This window comes from Sphingomonas sp. 320_CC (assembly GCF_059691795.1).
The window spans coordinates 231827-247937 of sequence record NZ_JCAWAE010000004.1; the positions used below are offsets into that span (position 1 = coordinate 231827).

General features: G+C 65.6%; 19 protein-coding genes. 9 read left to right on the top strand and 10 right to left on the bottom strand.

The features are described from left to right. The first annotated feature begins 84 nt into the window (after window positions 1–84). Complete coding sequence (locus tag AC59GX_RS16750) at window positions 85–285, top strand: hypothetical protein (protein ID WP_426282219.1); 201 nt, start codon at window positions 85–87, stop codon at window positions 283–285. A 184-nt stretch (window positions 286–469) separates the two neighbouring features. Here the strand turns inward: AC59GX_RS16750 and AC59GX_RS16755 are convergent, their stop codons facing one another. After that, complete coding sequence (locus tag AC59GX_RS16755; protein WP_497302102.1) at window positions 470–1885, bottom strand: dihydrolipoyl dehydrogenase; 1416 nt, start codon at window positions 1883–1885, stop codon at window positions 470–472. A 102-nt stretch (window positions 1886–1987) separates the two neighbouring features. Here AC59GX_RS16755 and AC59GX_RS16760 point away from each other — a divergent pair, with 102 nt between their 5' ends. Further along, a complete protein-coding gene (locus AC59GX_RS16760; protein WP_426282216.1) occupies window positions 1988–2614 on the top strand; it encodes a glutathione S-transferase family protein in 627 nt (208 codons plus the stop codon). Window positions 2615–2641: 27 nt separating this feature from the next. On the opposite strand, the gene AC59GX_RS16765 is transcribed toward AC59GX_RS16760, so the two are convergent. The 3 genes from AC59GX_RS16765 to AC59GX_RS16775 are packed head-to-tail and all read right to left on the bottom strand — an operon-like array spanning window position 2642 to window position 4310. After that, window positions 2642–3211: a DUF1190 domain-containing protein gene (locus tag AC59GX_RS16765; RefSeq protein ID WP_056049223.1), complete on the bottom strand. Its 570-nt coding sequence runs from the start codon at window positions 3209–3211 to the stop codon at window positions 2642–2644. An 11-nt stretch (window positions 3212–3222) separates the two neighbouring features. Continuing rightward, window positions 3223–3636 carry a DUF350 domain-containing protein gene (locus AC59GX_RS16770; RefSeq protein ID WP_353435682.1) on the bottom strand — a complete coding sequence of 138 codons (414 nt, stop codon included), beginning with the start codon at window positions 3634–3636 and terminating at the stop codon, window positions 3223–3225. Between the two features lie 32 nt (window positions 3637–3668). Then, on the bottom strand, window positions 3669–4310 hold the full coding sequence (locus AC59GX_RS16775; protein ID WP_056481639.1) for a DUF2491 family protein: 642 nt from the start codon (window positions 4308–4310) through the stop codon (window positions 3669–3671). A 128-nt stretch (window positions 4311–4438) separates the two neighbouring features. Here AC59GX_RS16775 and AC59GX_RS16780 point away from each other — a divergent pair, with 128 nt between their 5' ends. From AC59GX_RS16780 to AC59GX_RS16795, 4 genes are read left to right on the top strand one after another with little or no spacing between them, the layout of a single operon-like run. Continuing rightward, complete coding sequence (locus tag AC59GX_RS16780) at window positions 4439–4873, top strand: YjfI family protein (RefSeq protein ID WP_426282213.1); 435 nt, start codon at window positions 4439–4441, stop codon at window positions 4871–4873. 38 nt (window positions 4874–4911) lie between these two features. Next, complete coding sequence (locus AC59GX_RS16785; RefSeq protein WP_426282211.1) at window positions 4912–5661, top strand: PspA/IM30 family protein; 750 nt, start codon at window positions 4912–4914, stop codon at window positions 5659–5661. After that, window positions 5661–6830 (top strand): glutathionylspermidine synthase family protein, encoded by a 1170-nt coding sequence (locus tag AC59GX_RS16790; protein ID WP_426282209.1) that lies wholly within the window; start codon window positions 5661–5663, stop codon window positions 6828–6830. Before AC59GX_RS16785 ends, AC59GX_RS16790 begins: the two co-directional genes overlap by 1 nt. After that, window positions 6823–7341: an ankyrin repeat domain-containing protein gene (locus tag AC59GX_RS16795; RefSeq protein ID WP_497302103.1), complete on the top strand. Its 519-nt coding sequence runs from the start codon at window positions 6823–6825 to the stop codon at window positions 7339–7341. Before AC59GX_RS16790 ends, AC59GX_RS16795 begins: the two co-directional genes overlap by 8 nt. A 72-nt stretch (window positions 7342–7413) precedes the next feature. Here AC59GX_RS16795 and trhO read toward each other — a convergent pair whose 3' ends face one another. The 5 genes from trhO to hppD all read right to left on the bottom strand — a co-directional run bounded on the left by trhO (window position 7414) and on the right by hppD (window position 11947). After that, window positions 7414–8388: an oxygen-dependent tRNA uridine(34) hydroxylase TrhO gene (gene trhO, locus AC59GX_RS16800; RefSeq protein ID WP_497302104.1), complete on the bottom strand. Its 975-nt coding sequence runs from the start codon at window positions 8386–8388 to the stop codon at window positions 7414–7416. Between the two features lie 55 nt (window positions 8389–8443). Then, window positions 8444–8809, bottom strand: a complete 366-nt coding sequence (locus AC59GX_RS16805) for a Rieske (2Fe-2S) protein (RefSeq protein WP_426282203.1) — start codon at window positions 8807–8809, stop codon at window positions 8444–8446. After that, a complete protein-coding gene (gene maiA, locus AC59GX_RS16810) occupies window positions 8806–9450 on the bottom strand; it encodes a maleylacetoacetate isomerase (RefSeq protein ID WP_426282201.1) in 645 nt (214 codons plus the stop codon). The genes AC59GX_RS16805 and maiA overlap by 4 nt, the downstream gene beginning before the upstream one ends. After that, window positions 9447–10781 carry a homogentisate 1,2-dioxygenase gene (gene hmgA, locus AC59GX_RS16815; protein WP_426282200.1) on the bottom strand — a complete coding sequence of 445 codons (1335 nt, stop codon included), beginning with the start codon at window positions 10779–10781 and terminating at the stop codon, window positions 9447–9449. The genes maiA and hmgA overlap by 4 nt, the downstream gene beginning before the upstream one ends. Before the next feature lie 95 nt (window positions 10782–10876). Continuing rightward, entirely contained in the window at window positions 10877–11947 is a 1071-nt protein-coding gene (gene hppD / locus AC59GX_RS16820) for a 4-hydroxyphenylpyruvate dioxygenase (protein ID WP_426282198.1), read from the bottom strand. Window positions 11948–12026: 79 nt separating this feature from the next. On the opposite strand from hppD, the gene AC59GX_RS16825 reads away from it, so the two are divergent. Then, complete coding sequence (locus AC59GX_RS16825; RefSeq protein ID WP_426282196.1) at window positions 12027–12515, top strand: MarR family winged helix-turn-helix transcriptional regulator; 489 nt, start codon at window positions 12027–12029, stop codon at window positions 12513–12515. Here the strand turns inward: AC59GX_RS16825 and AC59GX_RS16830 are convergent. Next, window positions 12470–13345, bottom strand: coding sequence for a LysR family transcriptional regulator (locus tag AC59GX_RS16830; protein WP_426282194.1), 876 nt, complete (start codon window positions 13343–13345; stop codon window positions 12470–12472). The two genes, AC59GX_RS16825 and AC59GX_RS16830, sit on opposite strands and share 46 nt — an antisense overlap. Window positions 13346–13447: 102 nt before the next feature. Here AC59GX_RS16830 and AC59GX_RS16835 point away from each other — a divergent pair, with 102 nt between their 5' ends. Then, the gene (locus AC59GX_RS16835) at window positions 13448–15547 is read left to right on the top strand and encodes a malate synthase G (protein ID WP_426282445.1); all 2100 of its coding nucleotides are present in this window, start codon (window positions 13448–13450) and stop codon (window positions 15545–15547) included. After that, window positions 15547–16074, top strand: coding sequence for a gamma carbonic anhydrase family protein (locus tag AC59GX_RS16840; protein ID WP_426282192.1), 528 nt, complete (start codon window positions 15547–15549; stop codon window positions 16072–16074). The genes AC59GX_RS16835 and AC59GX_RS16840 overlap by 1 nt, the downstream gene beginning before the upstream one ends. Window positions 16075–16111 lie beyond the last annotated feature (37 nt).

Below are 16111 nucleotides of genomic sequence, written 5' to 3' on the forward strand. Positions count from 1 at the left end.
ACGGGCGAGAGCGGGCAAAGTTGCGCTGCTTCACAATTGGTTCCGTGAATTTTACGTCATAAAAATCTGCGATAGGGTATTGAAATGCGGACAGTTTCTTCCAGCGTGTCGGTGCGGCTGTATCACCTCGACGACAGCGGCGAGGGCGGGGCGGCAACCACGCTGTTCTATGGTCCGCTCGGGGAGGCCCTGACGATCGCAGCGCAGCAGGAAGAGGATGTGCAGGCGGGGCTGTATCTGGCCACAGAGAACGACGTCGTCGCGTATCTGGATCTGGACGAGTAGCGCCGAACGGGCGATCTAGCGCTGCTCGACCCCAATAGCACCACCCCGGCGAAGGCCGGGGCCCAGTTGGAAAGGTGGCAATAACGGATCGCGATCCACCGTTAGCAACACCTCCCAACTGGGCCCCGGCCTTCGCCGGGGTGGTACTCTTTTCTCAAGGTCGTGTACGTCCTCCCGAGTTCGGTTACGTCCCAGGCGTGAACCCGTCATCGCGGTCCGGCGGGGTGGGCGCATGCACTTCGGCGCAGATCGAACGAAGCGCCCCCTTCATCCCTTCCTCGAAGGTCGGGTGGTAAATCGGCAGGTCGAGCACTTCGGTCGCGGTCCAGCCGCTCTGGATCGCCCACGCGATCAGGTGCGCGCTGTGCTCGACTGCAGGCCCCGCCATCGTCGCACCAGTCAGGCGCCCATCGCGGCGATCGGCATAGAACCGGACCAACCCGGCATTGCATGCCTCGACCTTCGCCCGGCCCTGATCGTCATAAGACGCGGTGCCAATCACGCTGTCGGCATCGTCATCCTTGGCGATCTTGCCGATGACCGCGACGTTGGGATGCGTGAAGGTGATCGCGAACGGCACGGTACGCTTGCCCGGCGTAACCTCGGGGTAGCTCGCCGCGTTCCGCCCCGCGATCATGCCCTCTGCCGATGCCTCGTGCAGGACAGCGCGGTCATGGTCCGCATCGCCGGCGATGAAGATAGGCGCGGTGCCACACTGCATCGTCTCGCAGTCATAGTCCGGCATGCCATGCTCATCGAGCGCGAGCCCGGTCGTCTCCAGGCCGATGTCCTTGATACGTGGCGGACGCCCGGTCGCAACGAGCAGATAGTCGAAGCGCTGCTCGCCCGATGCAGAACCACTCCAGGCCAGCTTGACGCCATCGCCGTCACGCTCGACCGTGAGTTCGACACCCAGCAGGATCGGCATCTCGCGCAACAGGATCGCGTGATACGTCTCGGCGACGTGGCGGTCCTTCAGTCCGCCGATCGTCTCGCCAGTGTCGAACACCATCGTCTCGACGCCAAGCCGCGCCATCGCCTGTGCCAGTTCCAAGCCCAGCGCGCCCGCGCCGATGACGCCGAGTGATTTCGGAAGGTCCGTCAGGTCGAAGATGCTCTCGTTGGTCAGCACTCGGTCGCGTACGCCATCGAACATCTCGGGGATCGCGGGGCTCGACCCGGTGGCGATCACCACCGACTTCGCGTGTACCTCGCGGCCGTCACTCAACGACAGGATCGTCGCACCTGCGAATTTCGCGCGTGCCTCGATCTTCACCTCCTCGGGCAACTTATCGATCGATGTCTCGACACCCGCGACGAACGCGTCGCGCTCCTTACGGACCCGCGCCATCACCGCGACACCATCGACCTTGCCCGACGCCTCTACCCCGAACACTGACGCATGCTCGACCGCATGCATTGCGTTTCCGGCCGCAATCAACAGCTTGGAGGGCATACATCCCACGCTCGCGCAGGTTGTACCCCCAAAGCCTTCGTCTATCAGCAGCGTCTTGGCGCCATTGCGTCGGGCGCTGCGCTCGGCGGCGAGCCCGGCGGTTCCGGCGCCGATGATCGCCACGTCGCAGGTCAGCTTGGTCATAAGTCTCTCCGTTGCCGGAGAATTCCGGAGCCACGCTCGACGAAACCTTCGATGCCGCCCAGCCGTTCCGCGGTGCAGCACATTCCTAGTCGAAGGACGCTTATGTTAACGCTTCACCACCTGAACTACTCGCGCTCGATCCGCGTGCTGTGGCTGCTCGAAGAGCTCGGTATCGAATACGACCTCGTCAAATACGAGCGTGACGAGAATTTTCGCGCGCCGGCAGAACTCAAGGCGATCCATCCACTTGGTAAGGCGCCGGTGCTGGTCGACGATGCGCTGACGCTGGCCGAGAGCGCGCCGATCCTGTCGTATATCGACGAGCGTTACGGCGACCGCCGCTTCTCGCCGCCGATCGACAGCGATGCGGCGGCCGTGCACGACGAGTGGCTGCAATATGTCGAGAGCTCGGCGTCGTTGCCGATCATGATGACGTCGCTCGGCAAGCGGATGGGTGGCCTGCCCGACGGCCTTGCCAAGTTCACCGGGCCCGAAGTGACCAAGACGCTCGACTATATCGGCGCCGGCGTTGGCGATGGCCCGTATCTAATGGGCGAGCAGCTGATGCTGGCCGATATCCAGATGTGCTACATCCTCGCGATCGCCGAGAGCGCCGGATTGCTCAAGGAACACCCCGACGTCGCGGCGTATCTGGATCGCCTGCGCGCCCGCCCGGCGTTCATCGCCGCGACTGACATCGGTGGCCCGCTGATGCCGGCCCGTCGTTAAGCCCGCCGCGAGGGGGTAACGGCCGCGTTACCCCCCGAAGCTGCGACCACCAAAGCCGCCACCGAAACCGCCGCGTGAGATCACCGAACTGCGCGACTGGACGCGGGCAGGGGCTCTGGCGGTGGTCGGCGTGAAGGCGTCAGAGCCGACGCGGGTCCGGCCGGTTACATAGTCCCGGTTGATCCGACCGCCAGCGCCGCCGTAATAATTGCCGTCGCGGTCGCGGTACATCGGCGCGCCGCGGTTGCCGAAGCCGCCGTTGAGCGCCTGCCCGACCAGGAAACCCGTCAACAGCGGCGTGAAGAAGCTCCCGCCGCTGCCGTTGTTGCGCGGCTCGCACTGCGCGGCGCCGTATTGCTCCTCGCACGTCTGTCGGTCCTGGAACCGTGGCGCGGTCTTCGCGGCATCGGCCTTGGCCTGCTCGAACGCGGTGTCGCACTGGACCGCGGACAAAGCACCCGCCGCGCGGCACTCCTGCACCGACGCATAGCTCTGCGCCTCTACGGGCTTGCCGCCGACATCGCCGTCGCACGCTGTCAACGAGATGCCCGATCCTGCGATCAGGCTGGTGAGAACGATCGATCTGGAACGCTTCATCGCTATGCCTCTCAGTTCGTCATGCAGGCGGCGTTGAGGATGCCGACGCACAGCGAGATGCTGCCCATATAGGTCGCCGCGGCGATTTCACCGCGGACGATCCGGTCGTTGAAGTCGCGCATCACGAAATGCTGGACGACCAGGAACGTGACGATCTGGATCACGCCTGCGAGCAGCGCCCACACCGCGAACTCGAGCAGCGACACGGTATGCGTCAGCGCGGACGCGAGTGGAAGGACATAGCCGAGCAACGCCGCGCCGAGCGTGATCGCCGCGGCGGTATTGCCTTCGCGGATCAGCGACTTCTCGTGATATGGAGTCGCGACCTGATAGACGATCTTGAACACGATCGTGAACGCCCCCGCCGCGACGAACGCGATCAGGAAGGCGAGCGCGCTGGCGCCGAAGCTGTATTGGTCGATCATGGCATTTCCCCCGGAGCCGTCTGCGCGCGACGCTAGGCCCTGAACTCGCCGAGTTCCAGTGCCACGCCCAGCATGATCTCGAACGAGACGTCACCGGACTCGGTCTCCATGTCGATCGCCAACAGCAATTCGCGGCCGTCGTCGCCCGGCAGGTCGCGGCTGAACAGCATGCAGGTCTGGAAGATACGGCGGTCGACGATCCCGTCACGGTCGTCGTGCAGTTCCTCCCAGAACGTCACGGGCTCCTGCTCGCTCGCTTCGGGGCCGAACCATGCGCGGCTGTATTCGGGCAGTCCTTCGGCAGTGAAGGTGCGTGCCTTGAGCCGGCTTTTCCACGCCGGCCGCTCGGCGGCGGACGACGGATAGCTGCTGTCCCACGGTGCGAACAGCGTGACATCCGTGACGTCCTGCCCGTCGCGGTCGTTCGACACCGCCTGGAACATGATGTCGTCGTCGGTGTAGAACCGGTGGACGAACCCGCCTTCGTTGAGGTCGATCAGCCCCTGTGCGACGATCACCAGCGTATCGCGGTCGAACGGAAACAGCAGTTCCGACCCGAACCGGCGCCACGCCAGCGGATCGACCGTCACCGTGCGCCCCAGCGTGACGTTGCGGACGACGGGCAGGGCGTTGCCGTCAAGCGCTGGCTTGCGGCCGAACAGGCGATCGAACATGCAATCCTCGCGTCTCTGTGGTTGGCGTGCCTCTTAGGCCAAAGCGCGAGCCGTCGCAAAGCGCCATTGGCGTGCCCTCCGCCTGCGCCTATGTGTCTGCGCGAGCGACAAGCACGGGAGTTCTTGCATTGACCGACATCTGGACCGTCCGCAGCCTGAAGGCCGCGCTCGACACGTCCGAGCCTGCGAAAGCCGGCGAGTTTTCCGCTCGGATGCTGGAGGGCGCGGACCCGGTGCTGCTAGTGACGATGCACCATCACGGCGACCTCGAACTGTTCGTCAACGTCAGCGAGGCGCAGATCGCGTGCTCGACTTTGCTGTGGCCCTGCGACGAGCAGGAGGACCAGCTGGCGTTCAACACCTTCCTGCTGAAGTCGCAGAAGCTTGTGCCGCTGTCGAACTTCGGGATCGGCACGGTCGATGGCCGCGATTATTACGAGCTGTTCGGCGAACTCGCGACGTCGAGCCGGCTCGACACCGTGATCATCGAACTGCGCACGCTTGCCGAGAATGCGATCGATGCGGCCACCGACCTGCGCCACGCGCAGATCCCGGCTGTCTGACATCGCCGCCTGATTTAGATATAAACGGAGAGACTGGCATGGCCATCTGGAGCAAGCTTTTCACCCTCGGTCGCGCCGGCGCGCACGAAGCGGGCGCGGCGGTCGTCGACGCGAACGCGCTGCGTATCCTCGACCAGGAAATTCGCGATGCCGACAAGGCGCAAGGCAAGGCGCGCGACGACCTCGCGGGGCTGGTAGCGCGCCGCCGCATCCTCGAAACCGAGGTCGAGAGCTTCCGTGCTCAGGCGACCAAGTACGAGGCGTCGGCGCGGATCGCGGTCGAGAAGGGCAACATGGATCTCGCGCGCCAGGTTGCGCAGCGGATCGCCGATCTCGAACAGGACATCGCACTGAAGTCCCCTCAGGTCGAGGACATGCGCGCCGCCGAGGAGCAGATCCACACCGCCGTCGCGCAGACCGACCGCAAGATCGAACAGCTTCGTCGCGAAGTCGAGGTCGTCAAGGTCAACGAGTCTGTGCAGAAGGCGCAGGCCTCGGTCGCGTCGGGCAGCATGGGCGCCGGCAACAAGCTCGGCTCGGCCGCCGACAGCCTCGCGCGCATCCGTGAACGCCAGGCGATCCGTGGCGAGCGGATCAAGGCGGCGGGCGAACTGGAAGACCGCCGCACTGGCGCCGATCTCGACGAAAAGCTTCGGCTTGCGGGCATCGGGCCGGGCCAGTCTTCGGCCGACGACGTTCTCGCCCGCCTGACGGCTCCGAAGACGCCGCAGGTTGGCCAGACGCTGCAGATCGAGCAGCGCGACGACACCAAGACGTCGGACTCCTGATGCGCCGGATCGCGGTCGACCCGCGCGGCGACTGGCGCGAGCGGGCCGACGCGATCGGGTTCGTCTATCACGACACGGATGGCGAACCATACTGGGACGAGGGCGCGGCCTACGCCTTCACGCTGGCGGAGATCGAGGACGACCTCGAACCCGCCGCGGAACAACTGCACGCGATGTGCCTCGATCTGGTCGACGAGGTGGTCCGCGATCAGCAACTGATGGAACGCCTCGCGATCCCGCGCGAGCAGTGGAACTACGTCGCCGAGACGTGGCGGACGCGCCAGCCGTCGCTCTACGGAAGGTTCGATTTCGCTTATGACGGGACGGGGCCGGCCAAGCTCTACGAGTATAATGCCGACACGCCGACCTCGGTGTTCGAATGCGCGACGTTCCAGTGGATGTGGCTTGAGGACCTGCTCGCGAGCGGCGCGTTGCCGGCGGGGACGGATCAGTTCAACAGCCTGTTCGACAAGCTGCGCGAGCGGTTCCGCGCGCTGTTCCCGAGCGGGGGCTTCGTCCACTTCGCGGCGGATGCGAGCGCCATCGAGGATCGCCAGACGGTGCGGTTCTTCGAGGATCTGGCGTCGCAGGTCGGGATCGAGCCGAAGTTCGTCGAGATGAAGGACATCGGCCTCGCGGCCGACGGCCGCTTCGTCGACACCGACGGCTTCGAGGTGCAGGCCGCGTTCAAGCTGTACCCGTGGGAGTTCATGCTGCGCGAGCCCTATGCGCCGAACCTGTCGCGCGCCGACGTGCGCTGGATCGAGCCGGCGTGGAAGTCGATCCTTTCGAACAAGGGCATCCTGCCGTTGTTGTGGGAGCGGCATCCCGAGCATCCGAACCTGCTCCCCGCGTTTTTCGACGACGATCCCGCCGCGAAGATCCTCGGCCCGAAATATGTGCGAAAGCCTTTGTTCTCGCGTGAGGGCGCGAACGTCGAGGTTATCGGCGAGAGCGGTCATGCGGTGCTCGACCAGGGCTATGGTGCCGAGGGTGCGATCCGGCAGGCCTATGCGCCTCCACCCGTGTTCGATGGCCGCCATCCGGTGATCGGCGCGTGGATGGTCGGCAACGAAGCCGCCGGCATCGGCGTTCGGGAAGATGAAACGGTCGTGACGCGCAATCTCGCGCGGTTCGTGCCGCATATCATCGAGGCGAATGATGACTGACGCGCGAGACCTGCCGCCACTGCCACCAATGGAGCGGTTGGTCGAACTGATGTTCGATGCGGCCCGGACGGGGCGCGAGGAGATGATCCCGGCGTTGTTGCAGGCGGGTGTCGATATCGAGGTGACCGACGCCAAGGGCTACACGCCGCTGGTGATCGCCAGCTACAATGGCCAGGCCGAAGCCACAGCGGCGCTCCTGGCGGCGGGCGCACAGGTCGACGGTGCGGCGGATGCTCGCGGCAACACCGCGCTGATGGGCGTCTGTTTCAAGGGTTATACCGAAATCGCGCAGATCCTGCTCGACGCGGGAGCCGACGTGAACCGGCGGAATGGCGTCGGGCAAACCGCGCTGATGATGGCGGCGCTGGTGAACAAGACCGCGATCATCGACCTATTGCTGGAGCACGGCGCGGACCCGGCGATTGCGGATGCGGCGGGGAACAGCGTGCATTCGCTGGCGGTGTCGCAGGGGAACGCGATGTTGGCCAAGCGCTTCGCAACGACCGGCTAGCCCCCCAAGTTGTTCACCCGCGAAGGCGGGTGCCCAGACTGGGCACCGCCTTCGCGGGTGAACAAGCTTCTGTCAGTCGTCAGCCTCTCGCTCGGCGCCGGCATGAGTCTTAGGCAACACCGCCCCGACATGCGCTTCGCCCCGCGCCTCCGCCAACCGCATCTGCCGCTCCCGCTCCGCATAGCCCGCCCGCTGCGCTTCATCCCGCGCGTCATGACACGCCGGGCAACTCACCCCCTCGACATACAACGGCGAAGCACGGTCCTTGACACCCACCGGCATCCGGCACGCATGGCACAGCACATGACTTCCCAACGTGAGCCCATGTCCGACCGCAACCCGCTGATCGAACACGAAACACTCGCCCTCCCACAGGCTCTCCGGCGCGGGCACGGTCTCCAGGTATTTCAGGATGCCACCCTTGAGATGATACACCTCGTCCAGCCCCTCGGCCTTCAGGAACGCGGTCGACTTCTCGCACCGTATCCCGCCGGTGCAGAACATGGCGATCTTCGGCGGCGGGCCGTCCCCGACCAGTTCGTCACGATGCTCGCGAAACCACGCCGGAAAGTCGCGAAACGTCCGCGTCTGCGGATCGACTGCGCCGGCAAACGTCCCGACCGCGACCTCATAGTTGTTCCGCGTATCGATCACGATCGTCCCCGGCTCGGCGATCAGCGCATTCCAGTCCTCGGGCTCGACATAATGCCCGACGCCCTCCAGCGGATCGATCGTCGGCTCACCCATCGTCACGATCTCGCGCTTTAGCCGCACCTTCATCCGGTGGAACGGCATCGTCTCCGCGCGCGACTCCTTGACGTCGAGGTCGGCACATCCCGGCAGCGCTCGGATATGCGCGAGCACCGCATCGATGCCCGCTTCGGACCCGGCGATCGTCCCGTTGATCCCCTCGGCGGCGAGCAGCAACGTCCCCTTCACCCCGTTCGAGCAGCAGGCGAGCGCGAGCGGCGGCTGGATCGCGGCGATGTCGGCGAACGGCGTGAAGCGGTACAGCGCCACGACGCGGATGGGCAGGGGTTCGGTCATCGGTTCATCGTGCAGGGGAGAAGGAGCGCTCCCTTAGCGCAAGTCGCCCGCCGCGTCAGCCTGCGGTGACGATCATCCCGTCGACCACCGCGACCGGCCAAGGCGTCAGCCGCGTTCCCCCGCACGGTCCACCGACGCACGCGCCGCTGTCGATCTCGAACAACGCGGAATGCCAGCTGCACGTGATCAGGTCGCGGCGCGGCGTGAGATAATCGTCGAGCACCTGCGCGAGCGGCAGGCCCATATGCGGGCAACGATCGACATAGCCGAACACCGCGTCCTCCTTGCGCACGACGAACCCGTGGAAGCGACCCGCGCGCATCTGGAGCACGAAGTTCCGCGCCTTGCCGTCCGCGATCGCGTCGAGCGGCGCGAGCTTGATCCCGCCGGGCGTGGCGGTCAGCCGCTCGCCATTGCTCATGCGGGGTCGGCATCCGGCTGGCGGTCGGGGTGGGCGGCGGCAAAGGCGGGGAGGGCACGGGCGTTCTCTGCCGCCGCCTTGAGCTTCGGGTAAGGCGAGAGATCGACCGCAAACCGTTCCGCGGAGTAGACCTGCGGGACGAGGTGGCAATCGGCGATCGTCGGTGTTGCGCCGAACGCGAAGCCGTCACCATAGCGCGCGATCTGCGTCTCGAGCGCGGCAAATCCGTCGCCGATCCAGCGTGCGATCCAGCGGTTCACCGCCGCCTCGTCTGCTCCGAACTCAGTGCGCAAGGCGTTCAGGATGCGGAGATTGTTCACCGGATGGACGTCGCAGGCAACCGTCGCCGCCATAGCGCGGACGATCGCCCGATCGTTCGCGTCGGCAGGAAGCAACGGTGGATCAGGGTAGGTCTCTTCGATCCATTCGAGAATCGCGGGGCTCTGCGTCAGGACCGCATCGTCGGCCTCCAATGCTGGCACGAGCCCCTGGGGGTTGAGCGCGCGATACCCCACCTCGCGCTGCGCCCCGGTGCGGAGATCGTGCGCGACCTGTTCGTAAGCGACGCCCTTCAACGCCAGCGCGATGCGGACGCGGTAGACGGTCGTCGAGCGCCAATAGCCGTGCAGTGTCAGGCTCACTTCGGCAGCATCGCCTTCGGGAAATCCGACCAGACCGCGTCGTAATCCAGCTGCGAATGCTCAAGCGCATAAGCAGTCGGCTTGTACGGCCAGCAGCTCTCCAGCATGAACGCCATCGTCCCGTCGATCTTGTGCGGCTTCAGGTCCGCCGCACTCGCACCCTTCCAGCTCGCCAGATCGGGGCCGTGGCCCGACATCAGATTGTGCAGCGAGATACCCCCTGGCGCGAACCCCTCCGCCTTCGCATCGTACGCGCCGGTGATCAGGCCCATCGCCTCCGACATGACGTTGCGGTGGAACCACGGCGGCCGGAACGTGCCCTCGGCGACCATCCAGCGCGGCGGGAAGATCACGAAATCGGCATTCGCGCGACCGGGCACGTCGCTCGGCGAGGTCAGAAGCGTGAAGATCGACGGATCGGGATGATCGAAGCTGACCGTGTTGATCGTGTTGAACCGCGACAGGTCATAGCGCCACGGCGCGAGATTGCCGTGCCACGCGACGACGTCGAGCGGCGAGTGATCAAGCGTGGTAGTCCACAGCGAGCCCATGAACTTCTGGACGACCTCGACCGGCTCATCGCGGTCCTCGAACCAGGCGACCGGCGTCTCGAAATCGCGCGAGTTGGCGAGCCCGTTGGCGCCGATCGGGCCAAGATCGGGCAGGCGGAACAGCGCGCCATGGTTCTCCGCGACATAGCCGCGCGCTTCGCCGTCGGGCAGTTCGGCGCGAAACCGGACACCGCGCGGCACGAGCGCGATCTGTCCGGGCGCAATGTCGATTCGGCCGAGTTCGGTCAGCAGTCGGAGCCGTCCGGCCTGCGGCACGAACAGCAGTTCGCCGTCCGCGTCCATGAAAACGCGGTCGGTCATGTCGGCATTGGCCGCGTAGACGTGGAGCGCGACGCCTTCTAGATCGGCAGGATCGCGGTTGGCGAGCATCGTCGTCATACCGTCGATCAGGTCAGTGCCGGGAGCAGGCGCCTTTATCGGGTCCCAGCGCAGGCGGTTGGGCGCGAGCGGCGCGTCGGTGGTGCCGGGCGCAAACCGCTTTGCGCCGGCGTAGCGCTCGAACGGTGGATGCTCTGCGGTCGGGCGCATCCGGTAGAGCCAACTGCGGCGGTTCTCGTGGCGCGGCGCGGTGAAGGCGGTACCGGAGAGCTGCTCGGTATAGAGGCCAAACGCGGGCCGCTGCGGTGAATTGCGACCGATCGGCAACGCGCCGGGGATCGCCTCGGTCGATACGTGGTTGCCGAAGCCGGGCTGATACGCCGTCTCTTCGGTCTGGCCGGCGGTCTCGCCTGCGGCATTGGTCGGCTGGTGGATTGTCATGGCTTCCTCTCCGTCACCTGTTCCGATCAACGCCCGAACCGCCGGCCGTTCAAACTCTTTTCTAATGCCTCTCCCCGAGGGAGAGGGATTAGAACTTACGCGTCGACCGTGATCACACCGCGGCGGATCTGGTCGAGCTCGATGCTCTCATACAACGCCTGGAAGTTCCCGTTGCCGAAGCCCTCATTCCCCTTGCGCTGGATGATCTCAAAGAAGATCGGCCCGAACATGTTTTCGGTGAAGATCTGGAGCAACAGGCCTTCTTCGCCGACATTGCCGTCGATCAGGATCCGGTTGCGGCGCAGGCGTTCGAGATCGTGGCCGTGGTTCGGCACGCGCTTGTCTACCAGCTCGTAATAGGTCTCGATCGTGTCCTGCAGCTTGACGCCGCGCGCGCGCAGCTTCTCGACCGTCTCGAAGATATCGTCGGTCGTCAGCGCCAGATGCTGGATGCCCTCGCCGTTGTAATCCTTGATGAATTCCTCGATCTGGCTCTTGTCGTCCTGGCTCTCGTTCAGCGGGATGCGGATCGCGCGGTCGGGCGCGATCATCGCCTGGCTGAACAGACCGGTCGCCTTGCCCTTGATGTCGAAATACTTCTGCTCCTCGAAGCCGAAGATCTGGCCATAGAATTCAGCCCAGGTCCGCATCTGGCCACGCTTCACATTGTGCGTAAGGTGGTCGAGCAGATCGAGGCCGACGTTGTTAGCGGCTTCCGCTTCAGCCGCGCCCGGAACCTGGTTCCAGTCGTCGTACAAGCTGCCGGCCGCGCCGTGCTTGTCGACAAGATACAGCAGCGAACCGCCGATCCCTTCGAGAACGTAGCTGCCCTCACCAAGCGCACCCGTGCTCGCGTCAGCCGCCTTGGCACCACGTGCTAGCGCCGCGTCGAACGCTTCCTTGGCGTCGTGAACGCGGAACGCCATGCCGCTCGCCGACGGGCCATGATCCGCGCGGAATGCCGCCGCGTGGCCGCCGTCTTCGCGGTTGAGCAGGAGGTTGATGCGGCCCTGCTTGTAGCGGGTGACAGCCTTGGTCGGGTGGGTCGAGGCGGCAACGAAGCCGAACTGCTCGAACTGCGCGGCCATCCGGTCGGGATCGGGCGAGGTGAATTCGGCGAACTCGAACCCGTCGAGACCCATCGGGTTTACGTCCATATGGTCCATGATCACATCCTGACAGTTGGTATCCGTTGTTACCAATCTGGCGGGTTGAACAACTGGTGTCAATCGTTACGATTTCTACATGGCTCACCATGCACTCGTTCTGGACGATTTCATCCCGTATCGCCTGTCGATCACTTCGAACCTCGTCAGCGAGGCGGTGGCGGACACGTATGAGGCACTATTCGGGCTGACGATCCCGGAGTGGCGACTGGTTGCGGTGGTCGCCGAAGCGGACGGCATCACGCAGCAGCAGGTCGGCCAGCAGACCCGGATGGACAAGGTGACCGTCAGCCGAGCGGCCATCGCACTGGTCGAACGCGGGCTGATGCAGCGGCATGCGAACCCGGAGGATCGCCGCTCGCACCTGCTGAGGCTGACTGATGACGGTCACACGCTCTATGCGTCGGTCGCACCGAAGGCGCTCGATCTGGAGCAGCGAATCTTCGCCGGGTTCTCAGGGGCGGAGGTCGAGCAGTTCGTGGCGATGCTGAGACGGATCGATGGGGTGACGATCGACTTGGTTCAGGACTCCCACGGCGGCATCGGCGACCAGAGACCGCGCAGGTAATCGAGCAGCGCAGCGGTGCCCGACGACACCGGGCCGCGCGCATGGACTGCATAAATTCCGACGTCCGCAGACCCGGCCAGTTCCGGCAGGATGCGGACGAGGCGGCCGCTCGAAAGGTCGGCGCTCACGTCCCAAAGCGAGCGCAGCGCGATGCCGACGCCAGCCAGTGTGAGTTCGCGGACGACTTCGCTCGAATTGGTCGCAACATAGCTCGGGCGATCGATCGTGACGTCGCCCTCGGGTCCGGCCAGGCGCCACGGCATCTGGCCTTTCGCTGCAAGCAGGCGGTGTTCCTTAAGATCGGCCGCATCGCACGGGGCACTGTAGCTCGGTGCGGCGCAGAGGACGCGACGGCTGTCGGCGAGGCGGTGGCCGGTCAGGCTTGGCGGCACGGCGGGGGCGATCCGGATCGCGAGATCAAGCCGGTCGCCGATTACGTCCGAAAAGCCGTCCGACAGATCGAGGTCGAGTTCGATCGCAGGGTGCGCGTCGAGGAACGGCTTCAGGTGGGGCGCGATATGGAGACGACCGAACGAGGTTGGCGCGCTGACCCGAAGCGGCCCCGCCGGCGTCTCGGCGCGGTCGGACACGCGCGCCTCGGCATCGCGGATCGCGGCTAGGATCTCGACCATGTCGCGGTGATACGCCGCCCCGCGTGCTGTCAGATCGAGCCGCCGCGTCGTCCGGTTGAGTAACCGCACGCCGAGCCTCGCCTCCAGCCGCGCGATCCGTTTCGACACCATAGCCGGCGAGATACCCATCGAACGCCCCGCCGCGCTGAGGCTGGCGGTGCGGACGACTTCGGCGAAGAGGACGATGTCGGGGTCCATTCGTTCTCCAGGCGATTAACAGCTTTCGGTTTATGATGTCTAGTGGCGAAGGTGGCGGGCGTCTATCGTGCTACCAGAGCATAGGAGAGCAGCATGGCCGAGATGATCGAAAAGGCAGGCCTGAAGGTCGCCGCATCGCTGGTGGACTTCATCGAAACGCAGGCGTTGCCGGGGACGGGGCTTGAAGCCGCCCCGTTCTGGAAAGGCATTTCCGATATCTACGCGCGGTTCGCGCCGGAGAATGCGGCGCTGCTCGCGGTTCGCGACGACCTTCAGGCCAAGGTCGATGCCTGGCACGAAGCCCGCGTCGGCAAGCCGATCGACCAGCCCGAGTATCAGGCGTTCCTGCGCGAGATCGGCTATCTGGTCGACGAGCCTGCGCCGTTCGCGGTCGCTCCGACCAATGTCGATGCGGAGGTCGCCTCGCTCGCCGGCGCGCAATTGGTGGTGCCTATCCTCAACGCCCGCTTCCTGCTGAACGCGGCGAACGCGCGGTGGGGGAGCCTGTACGATGCGCTCTACGGCACCGACGCGATTCCGGACGCGGCGTCCGGCAAGGGCTATGACGCCGCCCGAGGTGCGCAGGTGATCGCGTGGGCGAAGGCGTTCCTCGACGGCTCCGTGCCGTTGGCGAACGGTTCGTGGACCGACTGGACCGGTGGCACGCCTCAGCTTGTCGATCCGAGCCAGCTCGTCGGGCGTGCGGGCGACAACATCCTGTTGCGTCACAATGGCCTGCACATCGAGCTTGTGATCGATCCTCAGCGTCCGATCGGGCGTGACGATCCTGCGAACCTTGCCGACGTAGTGCTCGAATCCGCGCTTAGCACGATCGCCGATCTCGAGGACTCGATCGCCGCGGTCGATGCCGAGGACAAGGTCGCCGCCTACGCCAATTGGCTAGGGCTGATGGAGGGCGACTTGACCGCGAGCTTCGAAAAGGGCGGCCGCACGGTCACGCGCACGCTCGAACCGGACCGGCAGTACACCGCCCTCGACGGCAGCGCGTTCACGCTCCCCGGCCGCAGCCTGATGCTCGTGCGCAACGTCGGACACCTGATGACCACGCCTGCGATCCTGCTCGCTGACGGCCAAGAGGCGCCCGAAGGCATCCTCGACGGCATCGTCACATCGCTGATCGCGCTCCACGACCTGAAGGGCACCGGCCCGATCCGCAACAGCCGCGCAGGCTCGATCTACATCGTCAAGCCGAAGATGCACGGACCGGACGAAGCCGCCTTCACCAACCGGCTGTTCGACGCGATCGAGGACCTGCTCGGCCTAGCGCGCCACACGATCAAGGTCGGCGTGATGGACGAGGAACGCCGCACGTCCGCCAATCTCGCCGCGTGCATCGCCGCGGTGAAGGACCGCGTGGTGTTCATCAACACCGGCTTCCTCGATCGCACCGGCGACGAGATGCACACCTCGATGCGCGCCGGGCCGATGATCCGGAAGGGCGAGATGAAGGCTTCGTCGTGGATCAAGGCGTATGAGGATCGCAACGTCCAGATCGGGCTCGCCTGCGGGCTCAGCGGCAAGGCGCAGATCGGCAAGGGCATGTGGGCCGCGCCCGACCGGATGGCGGATATGCTGGAGCAGAAGATCGCGCATCCGATGACCGGCGCGAACACCGCGTGGGTGCCGTCACCAACCGCCGCGACGCTGCACGCGACGCATTACCACCGCGTCGACGTGTTCGCGCGGCAGGCGGAGCGCAAGGCGGAACCGATCGCCTCGCTCGATGCGCTGCTGACGATCCCGGTCGCGACCGGCCACAACTGGCAGCCGGACGAGGTGCGCGAGGAACTGGAGAACAATGCGCAGGGTATCCTCGGCTATGTCGTGCGCTGGGTAGACCAGGGTGTCGGCTGCTCGAAGGTGCCCGACATCCACGACATCGGCCTGATGGAGGACCGCGCGACGCTGCGGATCAGTTCGCAGCACATGGCGAACTGGCTGCTCCACGGTATCGCCACCCCCGAGGAGGCGGATGCGGCGCTGCGACGAATGGCGGCGAAGGTCGATGCGCAGAATGCGGGCGATCCGCTGTACCGGCCGATGGCGGGTCATGAGGACGAGAGCCTAGCGTTTCAGGCCGCTCGGGCGCTCGTGTTCGATGGTCTCACGCAGCCGAGCGGCTATACCGAGCCGCTGCTCCACGCGTTCCGCGCGCGGGCGAAGGAAAGGGACGCTGCCTGATGCCGCTCTATGAGATCGAGGGTAAACGACCGAGGCTGGCTGACGACGTCTGGGTGGCGCCGTCCGCCGACGTGATCGGCGACGCGCGGCTGGGGGAGGGGGCGAGCGTCTGGTTTGGGGCGGTGATCCGTGCGGACAACACGCCGATCCTGGTCGGCGCGCGGACCAATATACAGGAAGGCGCGATGCTGCACTCCGATCCCGGCGCGCCTTTGACGATCGGCGAGGGCTGCACGGTCGGCCATCACGCGATCCTCCACGGCTGCACGATCGGTAGCAACGTGCTGGTCGGGATGGGCGCGACGATCCTCAACAACGCGGTGATCGGCGATGATTGCCTGATCGGTGCGAACGCTCTGGTGACGGAGGGGAAGGTGTTTCCGGCCGGGAGCCTGATCGTCGGCGCGCCGGCCAAGGCGGTGCGCGAACTCTCCCCGGAAACGATTGCGGGACTGAAGATGTCCGCCGCGTCGTACGCGGCCAAGCAGGGCGTCTACGCCGACGGTTTGAGATTGGTCGAGGTATAAAAATCCTCCCCCGCGAGGGGGGGATCGTGACGGCAGA

Excerpts from the sequence above, each read along its gene's own strand:
- AC59GX_RS16750 (WP_426282219.1), top strand. The coding sequence starts at position 85 with ATGCGGACAGTTTCTTCCAGCGTGTCGGTGCGGCTGTATCACCTCGAC.
- AC59GX_RS16755 (WP_497302102.1), bottom strand. The coding sequence starts at position 1,885 with ATGACCAAGCTGACCTGCGACGTGGCGATCATCGGCGCCGGAACCGCC.
- AC59GX_RS16760 (WP_426282216.1), top strand. The coding sequence starts at position 1,988 with ATGTTAACGCTTCACCACCTGAACTACTCGCGCTCGATCCGCGTGCTG.
- AC59GX_RS16765 (WP_056049223.1), bottom strand. The coding sequence starts at position 3,211 with ATGAAGCGTTCCAGATCGATCGTTCTCACCAGCCTGATCGCAGGATCG.
- AC59GX_RS16770 (WP_353435682.1), bottom strand. The coding sequence starts at position 3,636 with ATGATCGACCAATACAGCTTCGGCGCCAGCGCGCTCGCCTTCCTGATC.
- AC59GX_RS16775 (WP_056481639.1), bottom strand. The coding sequence starts at position 4,310 with ATGTTCGATCGCCTGTTCGGCCGCAAGCCAGCGCTTGACGGCAACGCC.
- AC59GX_RS16785 (WP_426282211.1), top strand. The coding sequence starts at position 4,912 with ATGGCCATCTGGAGCAAGCTTTTCACCCTCGGTCGCGCCGGCGCGCAC.
- AC59GX_RS16790 (WP_426282209.1), top strand. The coding sequence starts at position 5,661 with ATGCGCCGGATCGCGGTCGACCCGCGCGGCGACTGGCGCGAGCGGGCC.
- AC59GX_RS16795 (WP_497302103.1), top strand. The coding sequence starts at position 6,823 with ATGACTGACGCGCGAGACCTGCCGCCACTGCCACCAATGGAGCGGTTG.
- trhO (WP_497302104.1), bottom strand. The coding sequence starts at position 8,388 with ATGACCGAACCCCTGCCCATCCGCGTCGTGGCGCTGTACCGCTTCACG.
- AC59GX_RS16805 (WP_426282203.1), bottom strand. The coding sequence starts at position 8,809 with ATGAGCAATGGCGAGCGGCTGACCGCCACGCCCGGCGGGATCAAGCTC.
- hmgA (WP_426282200.1), bottom strand. The coding sequence starts at position 10,781 with ATGACAATCCACCAGCCGACCAATGCCGCAGGCGAGACCGCCGGCCAG.
- hppD (WP_426282198.1), bottom strand. The coding sequence starts at position 11,947 with ATGGACCATATGGACGTAAACCCGATGGGTCTCGACGGGTTCGAGTTC.
- AC59GX_RS16825 (WP_426282196.1), top strand. The coding sequence starts at position 12,027 with ATGGCTCACCATGCACTCGTTCTGGACGATTTCATCCCGTATCGCCTG.
- AC59GX_RS16830 (WP_426282194.1), bottom strand. The coding sequence starts at position 13,345 with ATGGACCCCGACATCGTCCTCTTCGCCGAAGTCGTCCGCACCGCCAGC.
- AC59GX_RS16835 (WP_426282445.1), top strand. The coding sequence starts at position 13,448 with ATGATCGAAAAGGCAGGCCTGAAGGTCGCCGCATCGCTGGTGGACTTC.
- AC59GX_RS16840 (WP_426282192.1), top strand. The coding sequence starts at position 15,547 with ATGCCGCTCTATGAGATCGAGGGTAAACGACCGAGGCTGGCTGACGAC.